This is a genomic window from Salmonella enterica subsp. enterica serovar Typhimurium str. LT2 (assembly GCF_000006945.2).
Classification (GTDB): domain Bacteria; phylum Pseudomonadota; class Gammaproteobacteria; order Enterobacterales; family Enterobacteriaceae; genus Salmonella; species Salmonella enterica.
In genome coordinates, this window is the sequence record NC_003197.2 from 2,571,266 (window position 1) to 2,589,228 (window position 17,963).

At 55.1% G+C, this 17,963-nt stretch carries 18 protein-coding genes and 18 other annotated features; of the genes, 3 read left to right on the forward strand and 15 right to left on the reverse strand.

Annotated elements, in window-relative coordinates:
* Positions 1 to 103 precede the first annotated feature (103 nt).
* The 12 genes from eutG to maeB form a co-directional block, all read right to left on the reverse strand.
* Positions 104 to 1,304 (reverse strand): putative transport protein in ethanolamine utilization gene (eutG, locus tag STM2461; RefSeq protein NP_461396.1). Within the gene, positions 104 to 1,291 belong to an annotated coding region; the region does not span the whole gene.
* The gene (eutJ, locus tag STM2462) for a putative heatshock protein (Hsp70) (protein NP_461397.1) occupies positions 1,281 to 2,132 on the reverse strand. Within the gene, positions 1,281 to 2,120 belong to an annotated coding region; the region does not span the whole gene. The genes eutG and eutJ overlap by 24 nt, the downstream gene beginning before the upstream one ends.
* Positions 1,299 to 1,304 (reverse strand) — a ribosome-binding site (putative RBS for eutG; RegulonDB:STMS1H002578). It overlaps the preceding gene by 6 nt.
* Positions 2,127 to 2,132: a ribosome-binding site (putative RBS for eutJ; RegulonDB:STMS1H002579), on the reverse strand. It lies within the gene eutJ.
* Positions 2,131 to 3,548, reverse strand: a protein-coding gene (eutE, locus tag STM2463; RefSeq protein NP_461398.1) for a putative aldehyde oxidoreductase in ethanolamine utilization. Within the gene, positions 2,131 to 3,534 belong to an annotated coding region; the region does not span the whole gene. The genes eutJ and eutE overlap by 2 nt, the downstream gene beginning before the upstream one ends.
* Positions 3,543 to 3,548: a ribosome-binding site (putative RBS for eutE; RegulonDB:STMS1H002580), on the reverse strand. (Overlaps the previous gene by 6 nt.)
* Entirely contained in the window at positions 3,546 to 3,845 is a 300-nt protein-coding gene (gene eutN, locus STM2464; protein ID NP_461399.3) for a putative detox protein in ethanolamine utilization, read from the reverse strand. Before eutN ends, eutE begins: the two co-directional genes overlap by 3 nt.
* A gap of 100 nt (positions 3,846 to 3,945) precedes the next feature.
* The gene (gene eutM, locus STM2465; RefSeq protein ID NP_461400.1) for a putative detox protein in ethanolamine utilization occupies positions 3,946 to 4,248 on the reverse strand. Within the gene, positions 3,946 to 4,236 belong to an annotated coding region; the region does not span the whole gene.
* Positions 4,243 to 4,248, reverse strand: a ribosome-binding site (putative RBS for eutM; RegulonDB:STMS1H002581). Its footprint overlaps the gene before it by 6 nt.
* A 28-nt stretch (positions 4,249 to 4,276) precedes the next feature.
* The gene (eutD, locus tag STM2466; protein ID NP_461401.1) for a putative phosphotransacetylase in ethanolamine utilization occupies positions 4,277 to 5,301 on the reverse strand. Within the gene, positions 4,277 to 5,293 belong to an annotated coding region; the region does not span the whole gene.
* Positions 5,290 to 6,105 (reverse strand): putative ethanolamine utilization cobalamin adenosyltransferase gene (eutT, locus tag STM2467; protein NP_461402.1). Within the gene, positions 5,290 to 6,093 belong to an annotated coding region; the region does not span the whole gene. Before eutT ends, eutD begins: the two co-directional genes overlap by 12 nt.
* Positions 5,296 to 5,301: a ribosome-binding site (putative RBS for eutD; RegulonDB:STMS1H002582), on the reverse strand. Its footprint overlaps the gene before it by 6 nt.
* The gene (eutQ, locus tag STM2468; RefSeq protein NP_461403.1) for a putative ethanolamine utilization protein occupies positions 6,090 to 6,795 on the reverse strand. Within the gene, positions 6,090 to 6,779 belong to an annotated coding region; the region does not span the whole gene. The genes eutT and eutQ overlap by 16 nt, the downstream gene beginning before the upstream one ends.
* Positions 6,100 to 6,105 (reverse strand) — a ribosome-binding site (putative RBS for eutT; RegulonDB:STMS1H002583). Its footprint overlaps the gene before it by 6 nt.
* The gene (gene eutP / locus STM2469) for a putative ethanolamine utilization protein (protein ID NP_461404.1) occupies positions 6,757 to 7,245 on the reverse strand. Within the gene, positions 6,757 to 7,236 belong to an annotated coding region; the region does not span the whole gene. The genes eutQ and eutP overlap by 39 nt, the downstream gene beginning before the upstream one ends.
* Positions 6,790 to 6,795, reverse strand: a ribosome-binding site (putative RBS for eutQ; RegulonDB:STMS1H002584). Its footprint overlaps the gene before it by 6 nt.
* Positions 7,240 to 7,245: a ribosome-binding site (putative RBS for eutP; RegulonDB:STMS1H002585), on the reverse strand. (Lies within the gene eutP.)
* 3 nt (positions 7,246 to 7,248) lie before the next feature.
* Positions 7,249 to 7,600, reverse strand: a protein-coding gene (eutS, locus tag STM2470) for a putative ethanol utilization carboxysome structural protein (RefSeq protein ID NP_461405.1). Within the gene, positions 7,249 to 7,584 belong to an annotated coding region; the region does not span the whole gene.
* Positions 7,595 to 7,600 (reverse strand) — a ribosome-binding site (putative RBS for eutS; RegulonDB:STMS1H002586). (Overlaps the previous gene by 6 nt.)
* Before the next feature lie 357 nt (positions 7,601 to 7,957).
* Positions 7,958 to 8,666, reverse strand: a mobile genetic element.
* The gene (gene tnpA_3, locus STM2471) for a transposase for IS200 (protein NP_461406.1) occupies positions 8,065 to 8,529 on the reverse strand. Within the gene, positions 8,065 to 8,523 belong to an annotated coding region; the region does not span the whole gene. It overlaps the preceding feature by 465 nt.
* Positions 8,524 to 8,529: a ribosome-binding site (putative RBS for tnpA_3; RegulonDB:STMS1H002587), on the reverse strand. It lies within the feature at positions 7,958 to 8,666 and overlaps the preceding gene by 6 nt.
* 46 nt (positions 8,667 to 8,712) lie before the next feature.
* Positions 8,713 to 11,005, reverse strand: a protein-coding gene (maeB, locus tag STM2472) for a putative transferase (protein NP_461407.1). Within the gene, positions 8,713 to 10,992 belong to an annotated coding region; the region does not span the whole gene.
* Positions 11,000 to 11,005: a ribosome-binding site (putative RBS for maeB; RegulonDB:STMS1H002588), on the reverse strand. (Overlaps the previous gene by 6 nt.)
* 244 nt (positions 11,006 to 11,249) lie before the next feature.
* Positions 11,250 to 11,255, forward strand: a ribosome-binding site (putative RBS for talA; RegulonDB:STMS1H002589).
* Here maeB and talA point away from each other — a divergent pair.
* Together talA and tktB are read left to right on the forward strand one after the other, a co-directional pair.
* Positions 11,250 to 12,214 (forward strand): transaldolase A gene (talA, locus tag STM2473; RefSeq protein ID NP_461408.1). Within the gene, positions 11,264 to 12,214 belong to an annotated coding region; the region does not span the whole gene. It overlaps the preceding feature by 6 nt.
* 7 nt (positions 12,215 to 12,221) lie before the next feature.
* Positions 12,222 to 12,227 (forward strand) — a ribosome-binding site (putative RBS for tktB; RegulonDB:STMS1H002590).
* The gene (gene tktB, locus STM2474) for a transketolase 2 isozyme (RefSeq protein NP_461409.1) occupies positions 12,222 to 14,234 on the forward strand. Within the gene, positions 12,234 to 14,234 belong to an annotated coding region; the region does not span the whole gene. (Overlaps the previous feature by 6 nt.)
* A gap of 62 nt (positions 14,235 to 14,296) precedes the next feature.
* On the opposite strand, the gene STM2475 is transcribed toward tktB, so the two are convergent.
* From STM2475 to yffH, 3 genes are all read right to left on the reverse strand, one after another.
* Positions 14,297 to 14,535, reverse strand: a protein-coding gene (locus STM2475) for a putative cytoplasmic protein (protein NP_461410.1). Within the gene, positions 14,297 to 14,527 belong to an annotated coding region; the region does not span the whole gene.
* Positions 14,530 to 14,535: a ribosome-binding site (putative RBS for STM2475; RegulonDB:STMS1H002591), on the reverse strand. (Overlaps the previous gene by 6 nt.)
* Before the next feature lie 119 nt (positions 14,536 to 14,654).
* The gene (gene ypfG, locus STM2476) for a putative periplasmic protein (RefSeq protein NP_461411.1) occupies positions 14,655 to 15,715 on the reverse strand. Within the gene, positions 14,655 to 15,698 belong to an annotated coding region; the region does not span the whole gene.
* Positions 15,710 to 15,715, reverse strand: a ribosome-binding site (putative RBS for ypfG; RegulonDB:STMS1H002592). It overlaps the preceding gene by 6 nt.
* Before the next feature lie 107 nt (positions 15,716 to 15,822).
* Positions 15,823 to 16,409 (reverse strand): putative pyrophosphohydrolase gene (yffH, locus tag STM2477; protein NP_461412.1). Within the gene, positions 15,823 to 16,398 belong to an annotated coding region; the region does not span the whole gene.
* Positions 16,404 to 16,409, reverse strand: a ribosome-binding site (putative RBS for yffH; RegulonDB:STMS1H002593). (Overlaps the previous gene by 6 nt.)
* 180 nt (positions 16,410 to 16,589) lie before the next feature.
* Positions 16,590 to 16,595 (forward strand) — a ribosome-binding site (putative RBS for STM2478; RegulonDB:STMS1H002594).
* On the opposite strand from yffH, the gene STM2478 reads away from it, so the two are divergent.
* Positions 16,590 to 17,900 (forward strand): putative beta-lactamase class C gene (locus STM2478; RefSeq protein ID NP_461413.1). Within the gene, positions 16,602 to 17,900 belong to an annotated coding region; the region does not span the whole gene. Its footprint overlaps the feature before it by 6 nt.
* Positions 17,901 to 17,963: the final 63 nt, after the last annotated feature.

Genomic DNA, 17,963 nt, shown 5'->3' on the forward strand with positions numbered 1-17,963 from the left:
CATTTTTGATTTGTAAACCGGATAAGACGTTTACGTCGCCTCCGGCATTAACGCCGTGTTATTGCCGGATGGCGGTGCGAGCACCTTATCCGGCCTACAGGCATTACCCGGCAGCCGCGTACAGGTCGATAATCTGTGCCTGTGTGGCGGTGCGTGGGTTACTGCGCAGACAAATATCCTCCAGCGCGGCTTGCGCCCACGCGCTGTAGTGTTCGGGTTTGGCGCCAGCGTCAGCCAGCCGTTTGCTCTGTCCCACTTCGGCAATCAGCTCGCACACCGCCGCAATCGCATCGCGATCGTCCGATTTCTTATTGGTTAACGCCCGACCTATTTGACTGAAGCGCTCGCGGCAAACCATCCGGTTAAAGCCCATGACTGTTGGCAGCAGCATGGCGTTGGCCTGGCCGTGCGGAATATGCAGCGCCGCCCCAGGCTGGTGCGCCATCGCATGACACAGCCCCAGACCGGCGCTGGAAAAGGCCATTCCCGCCATACAGGAGGCCAGCAACATATTTTCACGCGCCGCCAGATCGTGGCCGTAACCCACGGCTTTCGGCAGCGATTTGCCAATCATCGCTATCGCGCCAATCGCCAGGCTGTCGGTAAACGGCGTGGCGTTGAGCGCGCTGTAGGCCTCAATCGCATGCGTCAACGCATCGATACCGGTCATCGCCGTCACGTTTGGCGGAACGCCTTCGGTCACGGCAGCATCAAGAATCGCCACGTCCGGCATTAGTGACGCGTGCGCCAGCACCTGCTTGCGCCCGCTGACCGCGTCGATAATCACCGTTACGTTGGTGGTTTCAGAACCGGTTCCGGCGGTGGTCGGCACCGCAATCAGCGGCAGACGCGGGCGTAATGTACTGTGCTCGGTCATGGCGCTCAGCGTCTGGTCAGGGTTAGTCACCAGCAGGGCGACCGCTTTCGCCGCGTCCAGCACCGAACCGCCGCCAAAGGCCACTACGCCGTCGCACGCCGCCTCACGCAGTTGCGCCACCGCCGCGCAGACATCGGTGATGCACGGCTCGCCAGGCGGACACGGCCAGACCGTCATCGCCACGCCCTTCATCGCCAGGCTGCGTGCCAGCGGCGCGGTCATTCCCGCCTGATGCAGGAAGCTGTCGACCATCACAAACAGATGGCTTACGCCTCGCGCTTGCGCTTCCTGTCCACAGGCGCCGAGCGCCCCAAGTCCGCACAGCGTGACCGGCGGTACGCTGAACGTTTTCACCCGTTGCAGATTCAGGGTGTCGAATGCCTGAAACAGCGCCGTCTGTAGTTCAGCTTGCATAGAGTCCCTCCGCTTTCGCTCTCCCGCTGTTGGCTATCGCCAGCGGGGTCATAAACAGGCTGTGCTGCGGCAAATGCACCTGTAACTCCGGGAAACGCTGGCGAAATAACGCCTCCACGCCCGGCTGCATACAGGAGCCGCCCGCCAGCCATAAATCAGCAATTCCTTGCCCTTCAATGTGGCGAGCAACGATTTCCGCCATCTTTTCGTACACCGGCTTCACTACCGGCCAAATCTCCTGCGCATTGCTGCGCTTGTACTGTTCCGCCTCTTCCAGGGGAATACGGCGGTTGCCCGCCAGCGTCAGGGAGATATGGTGCCCGCCAGTGGCTTCATCGGCGGAGTAAGTCACCTTGCCCTGTTTGACGATGGCAATGCCGGTAGTGCCGCCGCCAATATCCACCACGCCTGCATTATCAAGCGCCAGCAGATCCGCTACCGCCGTCGGTTCATCCAGTACATGGCTGACTTCTAACCCGGCAGACTCCAGCACGTTGATCGAAATACGCGGGTCGGTGCCTGGCGGAAACGAGGTCGCCGCGTGGGTAAAGCGGCAGCCGAGCTGCTGTTCAAGGGTGTCGAGATGGCGGCGCACGAGGGTGACGGCGCCGAAGAAATCCCAGACGATGCCGTCACGCACAACGTCGGCCCAGTCAAGGCATACCGCCACCGGCTGGGCGTTGCCGTCGACCACCATCGACACCACGTCGCAGGTGCCCAAATCGACGCCCAGCCACAGCGGTGTATCGCTGGCGGCGGGCGTCTGGTTACACAGGGCCGCCGCTTTTTGCAGTCTTGGGGTGAGCCAGAGTTGTTCGTCGTGCGCCATGAGTCATCCCTTATACAATGCGAAACGCATCCACCAGCACGCATCGACGCAGCCGCACAAAGGTACGCGCGCTGGTCACCCCTTCGCCGGTTGGCGTAGTGATAGTCATGGTGGTCCAGCCTTCTCCGCCCAATCCAAGCCCGGCAATGCACGGCCCGTTTTTGACGAAAATGCTGGTGTCGATGGCGTTCGCCATCTGGTTCATGTTGTCGATATTGCGCGAGTGCATCGCCGCCGTATGGTGGCAACCGCCTTCAAGCTGAACCGCCAGGGCGATGGCTTCTTCGACGTTGGCGACCCGCACCACCGGCAGTACCGGCATCATCATTTCAGTAACGGCAAACGGATGGTTGGCGGGCGTTTCCACAAACAGCAGGCGCGTTTGATCCGGGACGTTCAGGCCGATGGCTGCGGCGATCTTGCCCGCGTCACGACCGACCCAGTCACGGCTGACGGTGCCTTTGCCGCGTTCATCGATATTCTTCAGCAGCACCGGCTGGAGCTGTTCGGCCTGAGCGGCGGTCAGTTTCACCGCGTGCTGACCTTCCATCAGACGCATCAGCTCGTCGGCGACGCTATCCACCACAATCAGCACTTTTTCGTCGGCACAGATGATGTTGTTATCAAACGACGCGCCTTTGACGATGGATTGTGCAGCGCGCGGCAGGTCGGCGGTCTCATCCACCACCACCGGGGGATTGCCGGCACCGGCGGCGATCAGGCGTTTATTAGTATGTTTACGCGCCGCGTCCACCACCGCTTCGCCGCCAGTCACCACCAGCAGGCCAATACCGGGATATTTGAACAACCGCTGGGCGGTTTCGATATCCGGGTTCGCCACGGTGACCAGCAAATTTTCCGGACCACCGGCGGCGACCACCGCCTGATTGAGGAGAGTGATTGCCCGCTGAGAGACCTTTTTCGCCGCCGGATGCGGGGCAAACACGACGCTGTTGCCTGCGGCAATCAGGCTGATGGCGTTATTAATCACCGTCGCCGCCGGATTGGTGGACGGCGTGACCGAGGCCACCACGCCCCACGGTGCATTTTCAATCAGCGTCAGGCCGTTATCGCCGGTCAGCACCTGCGGAGATAAACACTCGACGCCCGGCGTGCCGCGCGCCTGCGCCACGTTTTTGGCAAATTTATCGTCAACGCGTCCCATGCCGGTTTCGCTGACGGCAAGTTCCGCTAATTCTCGGGCGTGTTTTTCGCCCGCTTCGCGAATGGCATGAATGGCAAGCTGGCGCATCGCCACGCTCTTCAGCCCCTGCTGGGCCCGTTTTGCTGCCGCCACTGCGTCATCCAGGGAGGCAAAAACGCCCATCTCATGAACAGTACTGGCCGGCTGGCTGCTGTCTTTCATTTTCAGCAGTACCGCTTTCACCACCTGTTCAATATCCTGTTGATTCATGATGTTCAATCCTATTTATGGAAAACCACTTTCCCGCCAGCCACCACTTCATCGACGATGCCAATGACGCACAGATCGACCGGTGATAATTCGCTGCGATGCGCCTGGCGTGCGGAACTGCCGCTGACCAGCAGTACCCACTCTCCGGTTCCCGCCCCGATACTGTCGATAGCGACGGCACACTGCCCGTCGGGGTTGCCCTGGGCATCGATCATTTCCACCATCAGCAATTTGTCATGCGCCAGTCCCTGATGGCGGACGGTACATACGATTTGTCCTGTGACGACTGCCAGTTTCATATCCGCCTCCATGGATTGCCCGTTGGGTCGTAGGCCTTGAATCTGCGCACCATCAGGCAATGGCGCGCATTCATGCCGGATGGCGACGCTGCGCGTCTTATCCGGCCTACCATCAAATGTTGCTGTCGCCTTTGAAGCTGATCGGGAACACTTCTTCCAGATCGCCGTGCGGGCGTGGAATCACGTGTACGGAGACCAACTCGCCAATGCGCTGCGCCGCAGCGGCGCCAGCATCGGTTGCGGCTTTGCACGCCGCCACATCGCCACGCACCATGGCAGTACACAGGCCACCGCCAATCTGCTTCACGCCGACCAGCTTCACGCGCGCGGCTTTTACCATCGCATCGGAGGCCTCAATCAGCGCAACCAGGCCCCGGGTTTCAATCATTCCTAATGCTTCCATCGTGTTTTCCTCTCATTAAAGGGGTCCAGAACGGGACCGTTCATTCAACCAGTGTGTGTAAGCTGCGTTCGCGGCTCACGTCAGCCTGGCGCGGCACGGCTGCCACCAACGCCAGTTCGATAATTTCCTGCACGCTACAGCCTCGGGAGAGGTCGTGAAGCGGCGCGGCAAGCCCCTGAATTAGCGGCCCAACAGCGCGATAGCCTCCCAGACGCTGAGTGATTTTGTAGCCAATATTGCCCGCCTCCAGCGACGGGAAAATCATCACGTTGGCGCGGCCTTGCAGCGGGCTGTCAGGCGCTTTTTGCGCGGCGACCTCCGGCACGAAAGCGGCGTCAAACTGCAATTCACCGTCCACAAGCAGTTGCGGCGCACGTTCGCGAACGAGCTCTGTCGCCTGCTGCACGTTGGCAACATTGGGGTGACGGGCGCTGCCGTTGCTTGAAAATGACAGCATCGCCACGCGCGGCTCTTCGCCGGTAATGGCCCGCCAGGTGTCGGCGCTGGCGAGAGCGATATCCGCCAGCTGCGCCGCCGTCGGCTGCGGCACTACGCTGCAATCGGCGAACCCTAATGCCGGACCGGCATACTGCGGCAGCATCAGGAAAATAGACGACAATGTTTTGCACCCGGGTTGCAGGCCAATCACCCGCAGCCCTGCGCGCAGCACGTTCGCCGTTGACGACAGGTTGCCTGCGATACACACATCAGCCTCACCGGCGCTCACCATGGCGGCAGCGAACATCAGCGGATCGCTAAGCTTTTCCACTGCGTCCGGCGGCGTTTTTTCTCCGGCACGGGCAAGCCAGCGTTGCGCAAAACGCTGGCGCATACTCAGGTTGCTGTGTGGGTCGATGACCTGAATGCCATCCATCGCCATACGATGACTCAGGGCAAACTGACGCAGCGCAAACGGACTGGCGACCAGAACGGGGCGAGCCAGACCGTACTGTTGCAGGTAATGCGCCGCTTTCAGCACGCGTTCGTCCAGCGCATCAGGAAAGACGACTCTGGCGGGGGCGCGTACCGCCAGTTCGCGGGCGCGTTCAATGATCATGGCTTCTCTCCCAACCGTTGTTGAATTTGGGCGACCGTCAGCGGATGTTTCGCCACGCTCAAAATCATCATCACGTAAACCGTACTGGAGAGACGGTTCAGCGCCTGTAAAATGTCCGGGCGCAAGACCTCAAAACTACGGGTAATAAACACTTGTGCGGCGAGGGTTTCTGTTTCGCGGACTTTGGTTCGCAGCAGATTAAGCAGCGCCGCATCGCGACCGTGGCTGGCCTCCGGCACCAGGTGATCGTGGTCGAGGTAGCGCAGCGGCTGGTGGGAAAGGCGATGCAGCTCATCCTCGTTCAGTCCGACGATAGACTGCGCCGCCAGCGGTTCATCTATAGCGTCGGCGCGCATAATGTTGCCCAGCCGCGAGCGGATATCGAAAAGCCACGGCTGCCAGGGTTCCGCCAGTTCGATTTGTAGCCACACGGTCAGCGCGATGGCGCTGTCGAGCGCGGCGCGAAAGCCGAGGCGCGGGTCGCTTTTGGCGACCATTTTGTCCGCCGTCAGATGGGTCAGCGTATCGGGCTTTTTCACCACCGGCTGGCGGCACAGTTCACAGCAGGCCTGTGGGTGCGTATCGCTACTGGTTAAGCCATGTACCGGCTGCGGCTGCTGTTCGTCATCATCGACAAACAGCCGGCCTTGCGGATCCAGAAACTTAATGCGCAGACGGCGACTTTCCAGCAGTTCCCGGGCCGAGGGCGTCAGTCGTGCGTCAGCGGGCAGATGGATCTCCGATCCTTCGCTGAGCGTATGATTCGCTCTGAGCCACGTTTCGGTGATGAAATCGTTCATACGGATTGCCAGTTTGCAGGCCAGGCGACGTACAGAAAGCGCACGGACGTTGGCGTGCCAAATTCAATGCTGGAGCCTTTAGGGATGAACATCACATCTCCGGCTTTGGCAATCATGGTTTCGCCTTCATGGCGTACGTGCAGTTCGCCTTCCAGCACCATGTCGATTTCGTCGTAGTTCAGCGTCCACGGGAAAAAGGCGTTGTCCCACTGCATAAACCCGGCGGCCATGCTGCTACCATCCTGCTCTGTAACCAGATCGGTTAAGCCGACGCAGTGCGGTTCGGCGCCGTCGAAGCGGCCAAATTTCACGCTGCTGCCGTCAATGACTTTCACGCCGCCTTTACCCGTGACGGAGGTAAAGCTCGGCTGCATCGTCCCCAGTTCCAGCGACTGCTTTTCCTTCAGCACTTTTTCCATCAACTGCGCCACCAGGCTTTCAGTAAACTGCCCTTCCGGGAGCTGCGCGATGATGGCTTCCCGAATGCGCTGGCTTTCGCTTTTACACGCCTGCGCCGATGTGGATGCCGGAACGGACTCGTCGCATTCGGTAATCGTGAAGCCCAGTAGTTCCGCCACTTCGCGAGCCTCCGGGGTAATAATGCTGGCGCGCAGCACTACCGACATCGCCTGTTCGCCGCGGGCGTGGGCCGCACGAATATCGTTAGCTGTGATAAGTTTTTTCACCTGCCTCTTCCTCCTGTTCACTGAGAGCCGCCAGATAATCCACCAACTGCCGCACGCTTTGCGGGTCGTGGCCGTTGAGCTCGAAAATCGGCTCCCGGAATCCAATCTCGCAAAGCAACTGCCGCGTAGCGGCGACGTCGGCATCCGGCATGTCCGTTTTGCTGATAACGGCGATATGTCGTTTACGGGTTCCAACATCCAATAACCCGGCAGGTAAGCGACTTTCTTTATCGTTTGCCGCGTGGACATAAATCAGCGTGTCCACATCCTGCAACGTGGTAATTAAGGCGTGATACCAACGGGGATGGCTAAAATATTCACCCGGCGTATCGATATCGCCATGATCATTAAATTCCACGGCCTGCGTTTTTCTGGCGAGGGAATAATTTCCCCGTAACGCGTTAAAAAGCGTTGTTTTTCCGGCACCGACCGCGCCGACAAAAGCAATACGTTTCATTACCGCCACCAATTAACTTTTTGTTAACTCACACAGGGTAAAGTTTAATAATCGCCCCAGCCCGCTGACCGTCTGTAATAGCGCTTCTTCTACTGCGCCGACGGTGCCATAAATCACCAGCGCGCCGCTAAATCTATCGAGAAAACCGATGTGTACATCCGCAGCCTTCATCGCTAAATCGCCAGCGATCATCGCCGTTTCCCCCGGCGTTAAAGTCATAATGCCAATCGCGCCAGCATCGGGAACGCCGATCTTTTTCGCCAGTTCTTCACCAGGGTGCGCAATGAGATGCGCCAGCGTGACCTGTTTGCCCGGCACAAATTCCTGAATAATGCGTTCTTTATTCATTGCTCACCGTCTCCACTGAAACTGCCGTCATCGTGGCAATTTTTTGTCGGAGTAAATAACAAAATTCGGCAAGGTGATGTAAAAGGTGAGGTAGATCACTAAGAGAAAGAAAATAAAAGTGACTTCTGTCGAAGGTGTTAACGATAAATATCGTGGTGCATCACATTTTCAGGCGTCATTCTGAATTTAAGCCTGTTCCGCAATAAATACTCACCGACTATTCTTTGTATTACTACCATTGATAAAAATAATGCGTATCACTCGATTTGTGCATAGTACAGATTCAGTGAAATAAGTAGGGGTAAGCGCAACAGGTTCCAGAATATCCCCACCCGAGCCTTTCATGCCATGGCGAAGCCCAGCGGCGCATAAATAAATATCCTCCGGCATAGCCGGAGGTTTTTCAGATGCGCCTATAAGGCTCTCTTACCAGCCGCGCCCTAACAGGCGCATACGATCTGACATTTGCATCAAACTTCGTTACTTACGGCCCGTAAACGGGCTGCCCGGATACGGGATCGATAATTGCTCACCCATTTTATCCTCTTCAAGCTGGTGCTTTATGTAGTCCTGTATCTTCGCCGTGTTCTTACCCACCGTATCGACATAGTACCCTCTGCACCAGAACTCCCTGTTCCTGTATTTGAATTTTAGATCCCCAAACTGCTCGTAAAGCATCAGACTACTTTTACCCTTCAGATATCCCATGAAACTCGACACACTCATCTTCGGCGGGATCTCCAGAAGCATGTGAATATGATCTGCACAACATTCTGCTTCCAGAATTCGTACGTTTTTCCATTCACACAATTTTCTTAATATGCTGCCTACTGCCCTACGCTTCTCTCCATAGAACGCTTGTCTTCGGTATTTGGGCGCGAAAACTATGTGATATTTACAGTTCCATCGGGTGTGCGCTAAGCTCTTTTCGTCCCCCATTGGGACCCCCTTTTGATTTCTTGTTGAACTTTTGCAGTTGCCAGACCGCAAGATGTTTTAACAAATCAAAAGGGGTTTTAATAACTGGCTTAAAGCTGAAAGCTTTCCGGAACCCCCAGCCTAGCTGGGGGTTTTCCATAGACAAAAAAGCGCAGGAGAACCTGCGCCAGAAGAGAGAGTAATGCGTTATTAAAGCGGCGTGGTTTGCGCTTCAACTACCGCTAACGCCACCATATTCACGATACGGCGTACAGAGGCGATCGGCGTTAATACATGTACCGGTTTAGACACGCCCATCAGGACCGGGCCGACCGTGACGCCTTCGGAACTGGAGACGCGGAGTAAGTTGTAACTAATGCGAGCGGCTTCCATATTCGGCATCACCAGAATATTGGCGGCTCCCTTCAGCGGGCTATCCGGCATCCGGTCATTACGAATACTTTCCACCAACGCCGCATCACCGTGCATCTCACCGTCAATCATCAGATCGGGCGCTCGTTCGCGTACCCGCTCAAGGGTTTCGCGCATTTTGCTGGCGGACAGCGAATTTGAGGAACCAAAGTTAGAGTGCGACAACAGCGCGACTTTCGGCTCAATACCAAAGCGGCGAACGGTTTCCGCCGCCATTACGGCGATCTCCGCCAACTGTTCCGGCGTGGGATCTTCGTTAACATAAGTATCGGCGATAAAAGTGTTGCCGCTTGGCAGCAGTAAGGCGTTCATCGCCCCTGCCGTATGCACGCCGTCACGGTAGCCAAAGACGGCTTTCACGACGCTGAAATGCTCATGGTAGTCGCCGATGGTGCCGCAGATCATCGCATCCGCTTCCCCACGCTGCACCATGATCGCGCCAATGGCCGTATGGTTGCCGATCATCGCACGCTGCGCCTGTTCCTGAGTTATCCCGCGACGCTTCATGATCTGGTAATACTCGCTCCAGTACTCTTTGAAGCGCGGATCGGATTCATTATTCACGATCTCGAAATCAACGCCCGCTTTGATCTGTAGCCCCAGTTTCTGGATACGCATTTCGATCACGCTCGGACGTCCGATCAGGATGGGCTTCGCCAGTCCCAGGGTTATCAACTCCTGGGTTGCGTGCAGCACGCGCGCCTCTTCCCCTTCCGGCAGCACTACGCGCTTCGGATCTTTGCGTGCCTGCGAGAAGATCGGCTTCATGAACAGGTTGGTTTTGTAGACAAACTCGGTCAGTTTATCGATATAGGCATCAAAGTCAGCAATCGGGCGCGTCGCCACGCCGGAATCCATTGCCGCTTTCGCGACCGCCGGAGCGATTTTGACAATTAGACGCGGGTCAAACGGTTTCGGAATAATGTATTCCGGCCCAAAGCTCAGGTCCTGATCGCCATAGGCCGAGGCCACCACTTCGCTCTGTTCGGCGTGCGCCAGCTCGGCAATCGCACGGACCGCCGCCAGTTTCATCTCTTCGTTGATCGCCGTCGCGCCGACGTCCAGTGCGCCGCGGAAGATAAACGGGAAGCACAATACGTTGTTCACCTGGTTCGGATAGTCGGAACGACCGGTACAGATGATGGCGTCCGGACGCACTTCTTTCGCCAGCGGCGGCAGAATTTCCGGTTCCGGGTTGGCCAGCGCCAGAATCATTGGCGCGCGGGCCATTTTCTTCACCATCTCCTGAGTCAGCACTTTCGGGCCTGAACAGCCGAGGAAAATATCCGCGCCGTCAATGACCTCATCCAGCGTGCGCTTGCCGCTGTCGTCTACCGCATAGGCCGCTTTGGTCTCCGCCATATTCGGCTCACGGCCTTTGTAAATAACGCCCTTAGAGTCGCACACCACGATGTTGTGCTTTTGCATCCCCAACGCGACCAGCAGGTTCATACAAGCGATTGCCGCCGCCCCTGCGCCGGAGACGACCATCCGTACGTCGGAAATATTTTTCTCTACGACTCGCAGACCATTAAGAATGGCGGCCGTACTGATGATCGCCGTTCCGTGCTGATCGTCATGGAAAACCGGGATGTTCATGCGCTCGCGCAGTTTCTGTTCAATATAGAAACATTCCGGCGCTTTAATGTCTTCGAGGTTAATGCCGCCAAAGGTCGGCTCCAGCGCTGCGACCACATTGATAAATTTGTCCGGATCAAGCTCATCGACTTCAATGTCAAACACATCGATGCCGGCGAATTTTTTAAACAGAACGCCTTTGCCTTCCATGACCGGCTTGCCGGCCAGCGCGCCAATGTTGCCTAACCCCAGTACCGCTGTACCGTTGGAAATGACCGCGACAAGGTTGCCGCGCGCGGTGTATTTGTAGGCTGCCAGCGGATCTTTTTCGATTTCCAGGCAGGGCGCCGCCACGCCTGGCGAGTAAGCCAACGCCAGATCGCGTTGGGTGGCAAGGGGCTTAGTCGGAGAAACCTGAATTTTACCGGGTACCGGAAATTCGTGGAAATCAAGGGCGCTTTGTTTTAACTGCTCATCCATCTTGTTGTTCCTTTCACGTATCGTTCAAAAAGTGACGCGGCCTGGTGCGCCGCACATTATCACCGTACTGCGCAACACAAACTTTGAAGGTCTGCAAACTATCACGACGCAGCGCAAGAGTTTGTTATCAACTTATAACGGTCATGTTACCTGCTTATACCAGCAATACCATGCCTGTCTGCTATGCTTTTTGGTTATGTAGTGTATCAATCTTTCAGAAGTGTGAATCAACACACTCATCTAACACTTTACTTTTCAAGGAGTATTTCCTATGAACCAGCTAGACGGCATCAAACAATTCACTACCGTCGTCGCCGATAGCGGCGACATCGAGTCCATCCGCCACTACCAGCCGCAGGATGCCACGACAAATCCCTCTTTACTGTTAAAAGCCGCCGGGCTTGAGCAGTATGGTCATTTGATTGAGGATGCGATTGCCTGGGGGAAAAAACACGGCGGTACGCAGGAACAGCAGGTTGCGGCAGCCAGCGATAAACTGGCGGTTAATTTTGGCGCGGAAATACTGAAAAGTATTCCCGGTCGCGTCTCCACTGAAGTCGACGCGCGGTTATCGTTCGATAAAGAAAAAAGTATCGAGAAAGCGCGCCATCTGGTGGATCTCTACCAGCAGCAGGGTGTTGATAAATCACGCATTCTGATCAAGCTCGCCGCGACCTGGGAAGGTATCCGCGCCGCCGGGCAGCTCGAAAAAGAGGGTATTAATTGCAACCTGACGTTGTTGTTCTCTTTTGCCCAGGCGCGCGCCTGCGCCGAAGCGGGCGTCTATTTGATCTCTCCGTTCGTGGGCCGAATTTACGACTGGTATCAGGCGCGTAGTCCGCTGGAGCCGTATGTCGTGGAGGAAGATCCCGGCGTGAAATCGGTACGCAATATCTACGATTACTTTAAACAGCATCGCTATGAAACCATCGTGATGGGGGCAAGTTTCCGCCGTACTGAGCAAATCCTCGCGCTAACCGGCTGCGATCGACTGACTATCTCCCCTAACCTGCTTAAAGAGCTGAAAGAAAAAGAAGAACCGGTGATCCGTAAACTGGTGCCTTCCTCGCAGATGTTCCACCGTCCTACGCCAATGACGGAAGCGGAGTTCCGCTGGGAACATAATCAGGACGCGATGGCCGTAGAGAAGCTGTCGGAAGGTATCCGTCTTTTTGCCGTTGACCAGCGCAAACTGGAAGACCTGCTTGCCGCCAAACTATAAACCTTGCATGGAGTGATTTATGTCCCGTAAAGACCTTGCCAATGCGATTCGTGCGCTGAGCATGGATGCCGTTCAAAAAGCCAATTCCGGGCACCCCGGCGCGCCGATGGGGATGGCGGATATCGCTGAAGTGCTATGGAACGATTTTCTTAAACATAACCCCACCGATCCGACCTGGTATGACCGTGATCGTTTTATCCTTTCCAACGGTCACGCCTCCATGCTGCTCTATAGTCTGCTGCATTTAACCGGGTATGACCTGCCGCTGGAGGAGTTAAAAAACTTCCGTCAACTGCACTCTAAAACGCCAGGTCACCCGGAGATTGGCTATACGCCCGGCGTTGAAACCACCACCGGACCGCTGGGCCAGGGGCTGGCGAATGCCGTCGGGCTGGCGATTGCCGAGCGTACGTTAGGCGCACAGTTCAACCGGCCGGACCATGAGATTGTCGACCACTACACCTATGTCTTTATGGGCGACGGCTGTCTGATGGAGGGGATCTCGCATGAGGTGTGTTCGCTGGCTGGTACGCTGGGACTGGGCAAACTGATCGGCTTTTACGATCACAACGGCATCTCCATTGATGGCGAAACCGAAGGCTGGTTTACCGACGATACCGCCAAACGTTTTGAAGCCTACCACTGGCATGTCGTACATGACATTGACGGGCACGATCCGGAGGCGGTGAAAAAAGCCATTCTCGAAGCCCAGAGCGTAAAAGATAAACCTTCGCTAATTATCTGTCGGACGGTGATAGGTTTTGGCTCGCCGAATAAAGCCGGGAAGGAGGAGTCGCACGGCGCGGCGCTGGGCGAAGAAGAGGTGGCGCTGACCCGCCAGAAGCTGGGATGGCATCATCCGGCGTTTGAGATCCCAAAAGAAATTTACCGCGCGTGGGATGGCCGTGAAAAAGGCGAGAAAGCGCAGCAGCAGTGGCAGGAAAAGTTTGCTGCTTATGAGAAGGCTTATCCTGAGCTGGCCGCGGAGTTTACCCGCCGGATGAGCGGCGGACTGCCGGAGGCATGGGAATCCGCCACGCAAAAATTTATTAACGACTTGCAGGCTAATCCGGCCAAAATCGCCACCCGTAAAGCATCGCAAAATACGCTCAATGCCTACGGTCCCCTGTTGCCGGAACTGTTGGGCGGATCGGCAGATCTGGCGCCGAGCAACCTGACTATCTGGAAAGGTTCGACCTCGTTGAAAGAGGATCCGGCAGGTAATTATATCCACTATGGCGTGCGCGAATTCGGCATGACCGCCATTGCTAACGGCATCGCCCACCACGGCGGCTTTGTACCGTATACCGCCACGTTTCTGATGTTTGTCGAATATGCGCGTAACGCGGCGCGTATGGCGGCCTTAATGAAAGCCCGGCAGATTATGGTCTATACCCACGACTCCATCGGTTTGGGCGAAGATGGCCCGACGCACCAGGCCGTGGAACAACTGGCGAGCCTGCGCTTAACGCCTAACTTCAGCACCTGGCGTCCCTGCGATCAGGTTGAGGCGGCAGTCGGCTGGAAGCTGGCCATTGAACGTCAGCACGGGCCGACGGCGCTGATTCTCTCGCGGCAGAATCTGGCGCAGGTGGAACGCACGCCGGAACAGGTGAAAGCGATTGCCCGCGGCGGTTATATTCTGAAAGATAGCGGCGGCAAGCCGGATATCATTCTGATCGCTACCGGATCGGAAATGGAAATTACCCTACAGGCGGCGGAAAAATTGACTGGCGAGGGGCATAACGTTCGCGTGGTGTCGTTGCCTTCAACGGATATTTTCGATGCGCAGGACGAGGCATATCGCGAATCAGTGCTACCGGCACACGTAACCGCCCGCGTCGCGGTGGAGGCCGGTATAGCCGACTACTGGTATAAATATGTTGGCCTAAAAGGCGCAATTATCGGCATGACGGGATACGGTGAATCCGCTCCGGCTGACAAACTGTTCCCGTATTTTGGCTTTACCGTGGAAAATATTGTAGAAAAAGCCCGCCGGGTGCTAAACATCAAAGGCTAAGGCGAGCGTTAGCAACACAGACTTTGCACAGTCTGCAGACCTGTTCTGTAGGCTGTGCAAAATTACTTCGTAGACTCAGGCGCATCTGACTGCCCGATGACGACCTCATCAATGGATTTATGGCACATCAGGCAAAAGGCCTTTTTTTTATGCGCCTGCAATGTTGAATCCCACGCCGCTGATCCGCCTTCTTTATTCACTTTTTCTCTTATCGCCGCCAGCCGATCTATTTCATAATAAGCGCTCAGGCAGCCACAATGGGGGCATAATACGGGGCCATTATTTATTTTCATACTATTTCCTGCTGTGGTGAGGCTATCGGGTAAAGTAACAATCCTACCGTAACGTAGCAATCTCTATACCATAAATGAAACCTCAATAGGTGTATCCCTATTCTGAAAAGGGGATAACAACCAGGATTCAACGCGTGATCCACAGCGTAGGCCAGGCATCCGGCCCGTGCCAGCTATCGCAGCTCGGTTCTTCGGCATAACGCACCAGACGAAAACGATCGCCATCATAACGCCAGCGCGTCTGGATACCGCAGTCGGTTAACCCCCGCCCTTTCGCCAACGTCACCAGCTCGCGCGTTTTCTCGTCAAAGAAGACGTTCATCAACTCCATGTCATTACTTTCGACGCCGCGATTAAACGGCAGCCGCAAACGTACGGCGCGCGAGACGAGCGTTTTTTTGCGTGAAACTACCCAGGCGAGATCAATAGTGTTATAGGCGCCGGCTTCGCAGTTAACAATCAATAACGCTTTATCATCCGTCAACGCGCTGACCTGCGTCTCGCGACGCAGCGGGTCAAGCGAACAACGAATGCCGTTTACCCGCCATGCTGCGTAGTCCAGCAGATCGTCGCGTTCTTCCTCACTCAGCGGTACGGGCGTTGGATTAATCACGGCGATCCCCTTTAATGCCGGTGCCGGGGGCACGCTGAGCGGCGGTTCGTTTCCTTTTTCAATCCAGGCGGTTTCGCTGCCCACACGTTTTTGTTGCGCGTCGATAAACAGTAATGCCGCTTTTAATCCCGCCAGCGAAAGCGTCTGAACGCCGTTTTTTAAGGTGATGGCCTGCGCATCCTGAATCGTCTGTAAAAATGCGGTGATGGTGGCAGGATCGCCGGTCATGAGATGCCAGGGCGACACGCGCCAGTGTGGACTGTTGAACGAAAGCGGTTTGCCATCCAGCAATAAGCGAGGCGCAATTGCGGCTTCTTTAGCGTCGGGCGGCGCCAAACCGCCGCGGTCGATACGCAGTACCGCATCGGTACGCGCCCCGGCGCTGCGGCTTAATGTCATCACCAGCCCATGATGTTCGCCAGTATTGCGCGCTACGCAAAAATTTTGGTTATTGCAGGTGACCTGCCAGTCGGAAAAAGTCCGTTGCGCTGGCGCAGCCCACAGTAGCTGGACCGGCAACAGGCCAAACAGACAAAAAAGAATAACGCGGTAGCGCATGAACGGAACAACCCCAGATTCAGAACAACACAGCTAAGGCGGTATCTTCCTTGCGCGCCTCAGGGTTCTCAATCAGATTTATCGGATTGGTCTTTTTTGTGTAAAGAAATATATTTCTTTTTTTTCAGTCCATTAGATGAGACGTCTGTAAATAGTTAAGCAATAACACGGTCTTACCGTCCCGAATCTCGCCTGAGCGCACCATTTCCAGCGCCCGGGAAAACGGTAGTTCAAGCACCTCAATCTCTTCGTCCTCCACGCCGCCGCCGATGCTGGCACGCTCGCTATCATGATATTCGGCAATGAAGAAATGAATCAGCTCCGTGACGCCGCCTGGCGACATATAAAGCTCAAATATCTTGCGTACCTCACCAACGTCATACCCTGTCTCTTCAATGGCCTCTTTACGGATACAGACCTCCGGCTCGTCGTTATCAAGCAGGCCAGCGCAGGTTTCAATTAACATACCGTCTTGATTACCGTTGACCCATGTCGCCACGCGAAACTGGCGAACCAGAACCACGGTTTTTTTAGTTGAGTTGTAAAGCAGAATGGTTGCGCCATTCCCGCGATCGTAAACCTCACGCTTGTGACGGATAACCTCGCCATTACGACGGGTCAGGTCATAGGTAATGTTGCGCAGAGTAAAATAATTATCAGAAAGAATTTTATCCTTAATAAGCGTAATGGTTTGCGACATGCTGGCTCCAGGGTGTAAAAAGAGCATTAATATTACGCCGTGAGGTCGGTTTTGTCTGCTGAAGGGTTAATCCTTAATGCCGACTGAACGGACGTACAGCCATATTTTTCTGTCACTGCCATGACCATATTCTGCTTCTCCGGGCCGCAGAGTCCATGCTCGCGATATGATTTGACGGCCGGAGTGAGACTGAGGGAATCATCATGAAATTTACTCTCGTTGCGACGGTTCTACTGACGTTTTCCCTTTCAGCTTTTGCCGTTGAGTATCCTGTATTGACCACCGCGAGCCCTGATCAGGTGGGGTTTGATAGCCAAAAACTTCACCGACTTGATGGCTGGATTCAAAATCAAATTGATGCCGGATATCCCAGCATCAATCTTCTGGTGATAAAAGATAATCATATTGTTCTACAAAAAGCCTGGGGCTATGCCAAAAAATATGACGGTTCCACGCTGTTAGCCCATCCCATTCGGGCGACCACTAACACGATGTATGATCTGGCTTCAAACACAAAAATGTATGCCACTAACTTCGCATTGCAAAAACTAGTGTATGAAGGAAAAATAGATGTCAATGATTTGGTATCAAAATATATCCCCGGCTTTAAGGATATGCCTGGGGATAAAATAAAAGGCAAAAATAAACTCCGCATTATTGATATTCTTCATCACGTCGCGGGCTTTCCTGCCGACCCACAATATCCTAATAAAAACGTCGCCGGTAAATTATTCTCACAGAGTAAAAGCACTACTCTGGAGATGATTAAAAAGACACCGCTGGAATATCAACCTGGGTCGAAGCATATCTACAGCGACGTGGATTATATGATTCTTGGTTTTATCATTGAATCGATAACGGCAATGCCATTAGATCGCTACGTCGAAACCACCATTTATAAACCGCTCGGATTAAAACATACCGTCTTTAACCCGCTGATGAAAGGCTTCACGCCGCCGCAAATCGCCGCAACGGAACTACATGGCAACACGCGTGACGGCGTGATTCATTTCCCCAATATTCGCACCAATACACTATGGGGCCAGGTGCATGATGAAAAAGCCTGGTACTCAATGGGCGGCGTTTCAGGACACGCCGGACTGTTTTCTGACACCCATGATATGGCTGTGTTAATGCAAGTCATGCTCAATGGGGGCGGCTACGGTAACGTGAAGCTATTCGACGACAAAACGGTTGCGCAGTTTACTCGCCGCTCGCCAGAAGACGCTACCTTTGGTCTGGGGTGGCGCGTTAACGGCAACGCCTCAATGACCCCCACGTTCGGGGTATTAGCCAGTCCGCAAACGTATGGACATACCGGATGGACCGGAACGCTGACGTCTATCGATCCGGTTAATCATATGGCGATTGTGATTTTAGGTAACAGGCCGCACTCGCCGGTAGCAAATCCTAAAGTGAATCCGAATGTTTTTGTCAGTGGATTATTACCTGCGGCGACGTATGGCTGGATTGTTGACCAGATATATGGTTCCTTAAAATAAAAATTAAGAGCCTATCTCTGTAGGCGTTATTGGCGCAGCCAGTTTGGACACGGACAGCGCGCA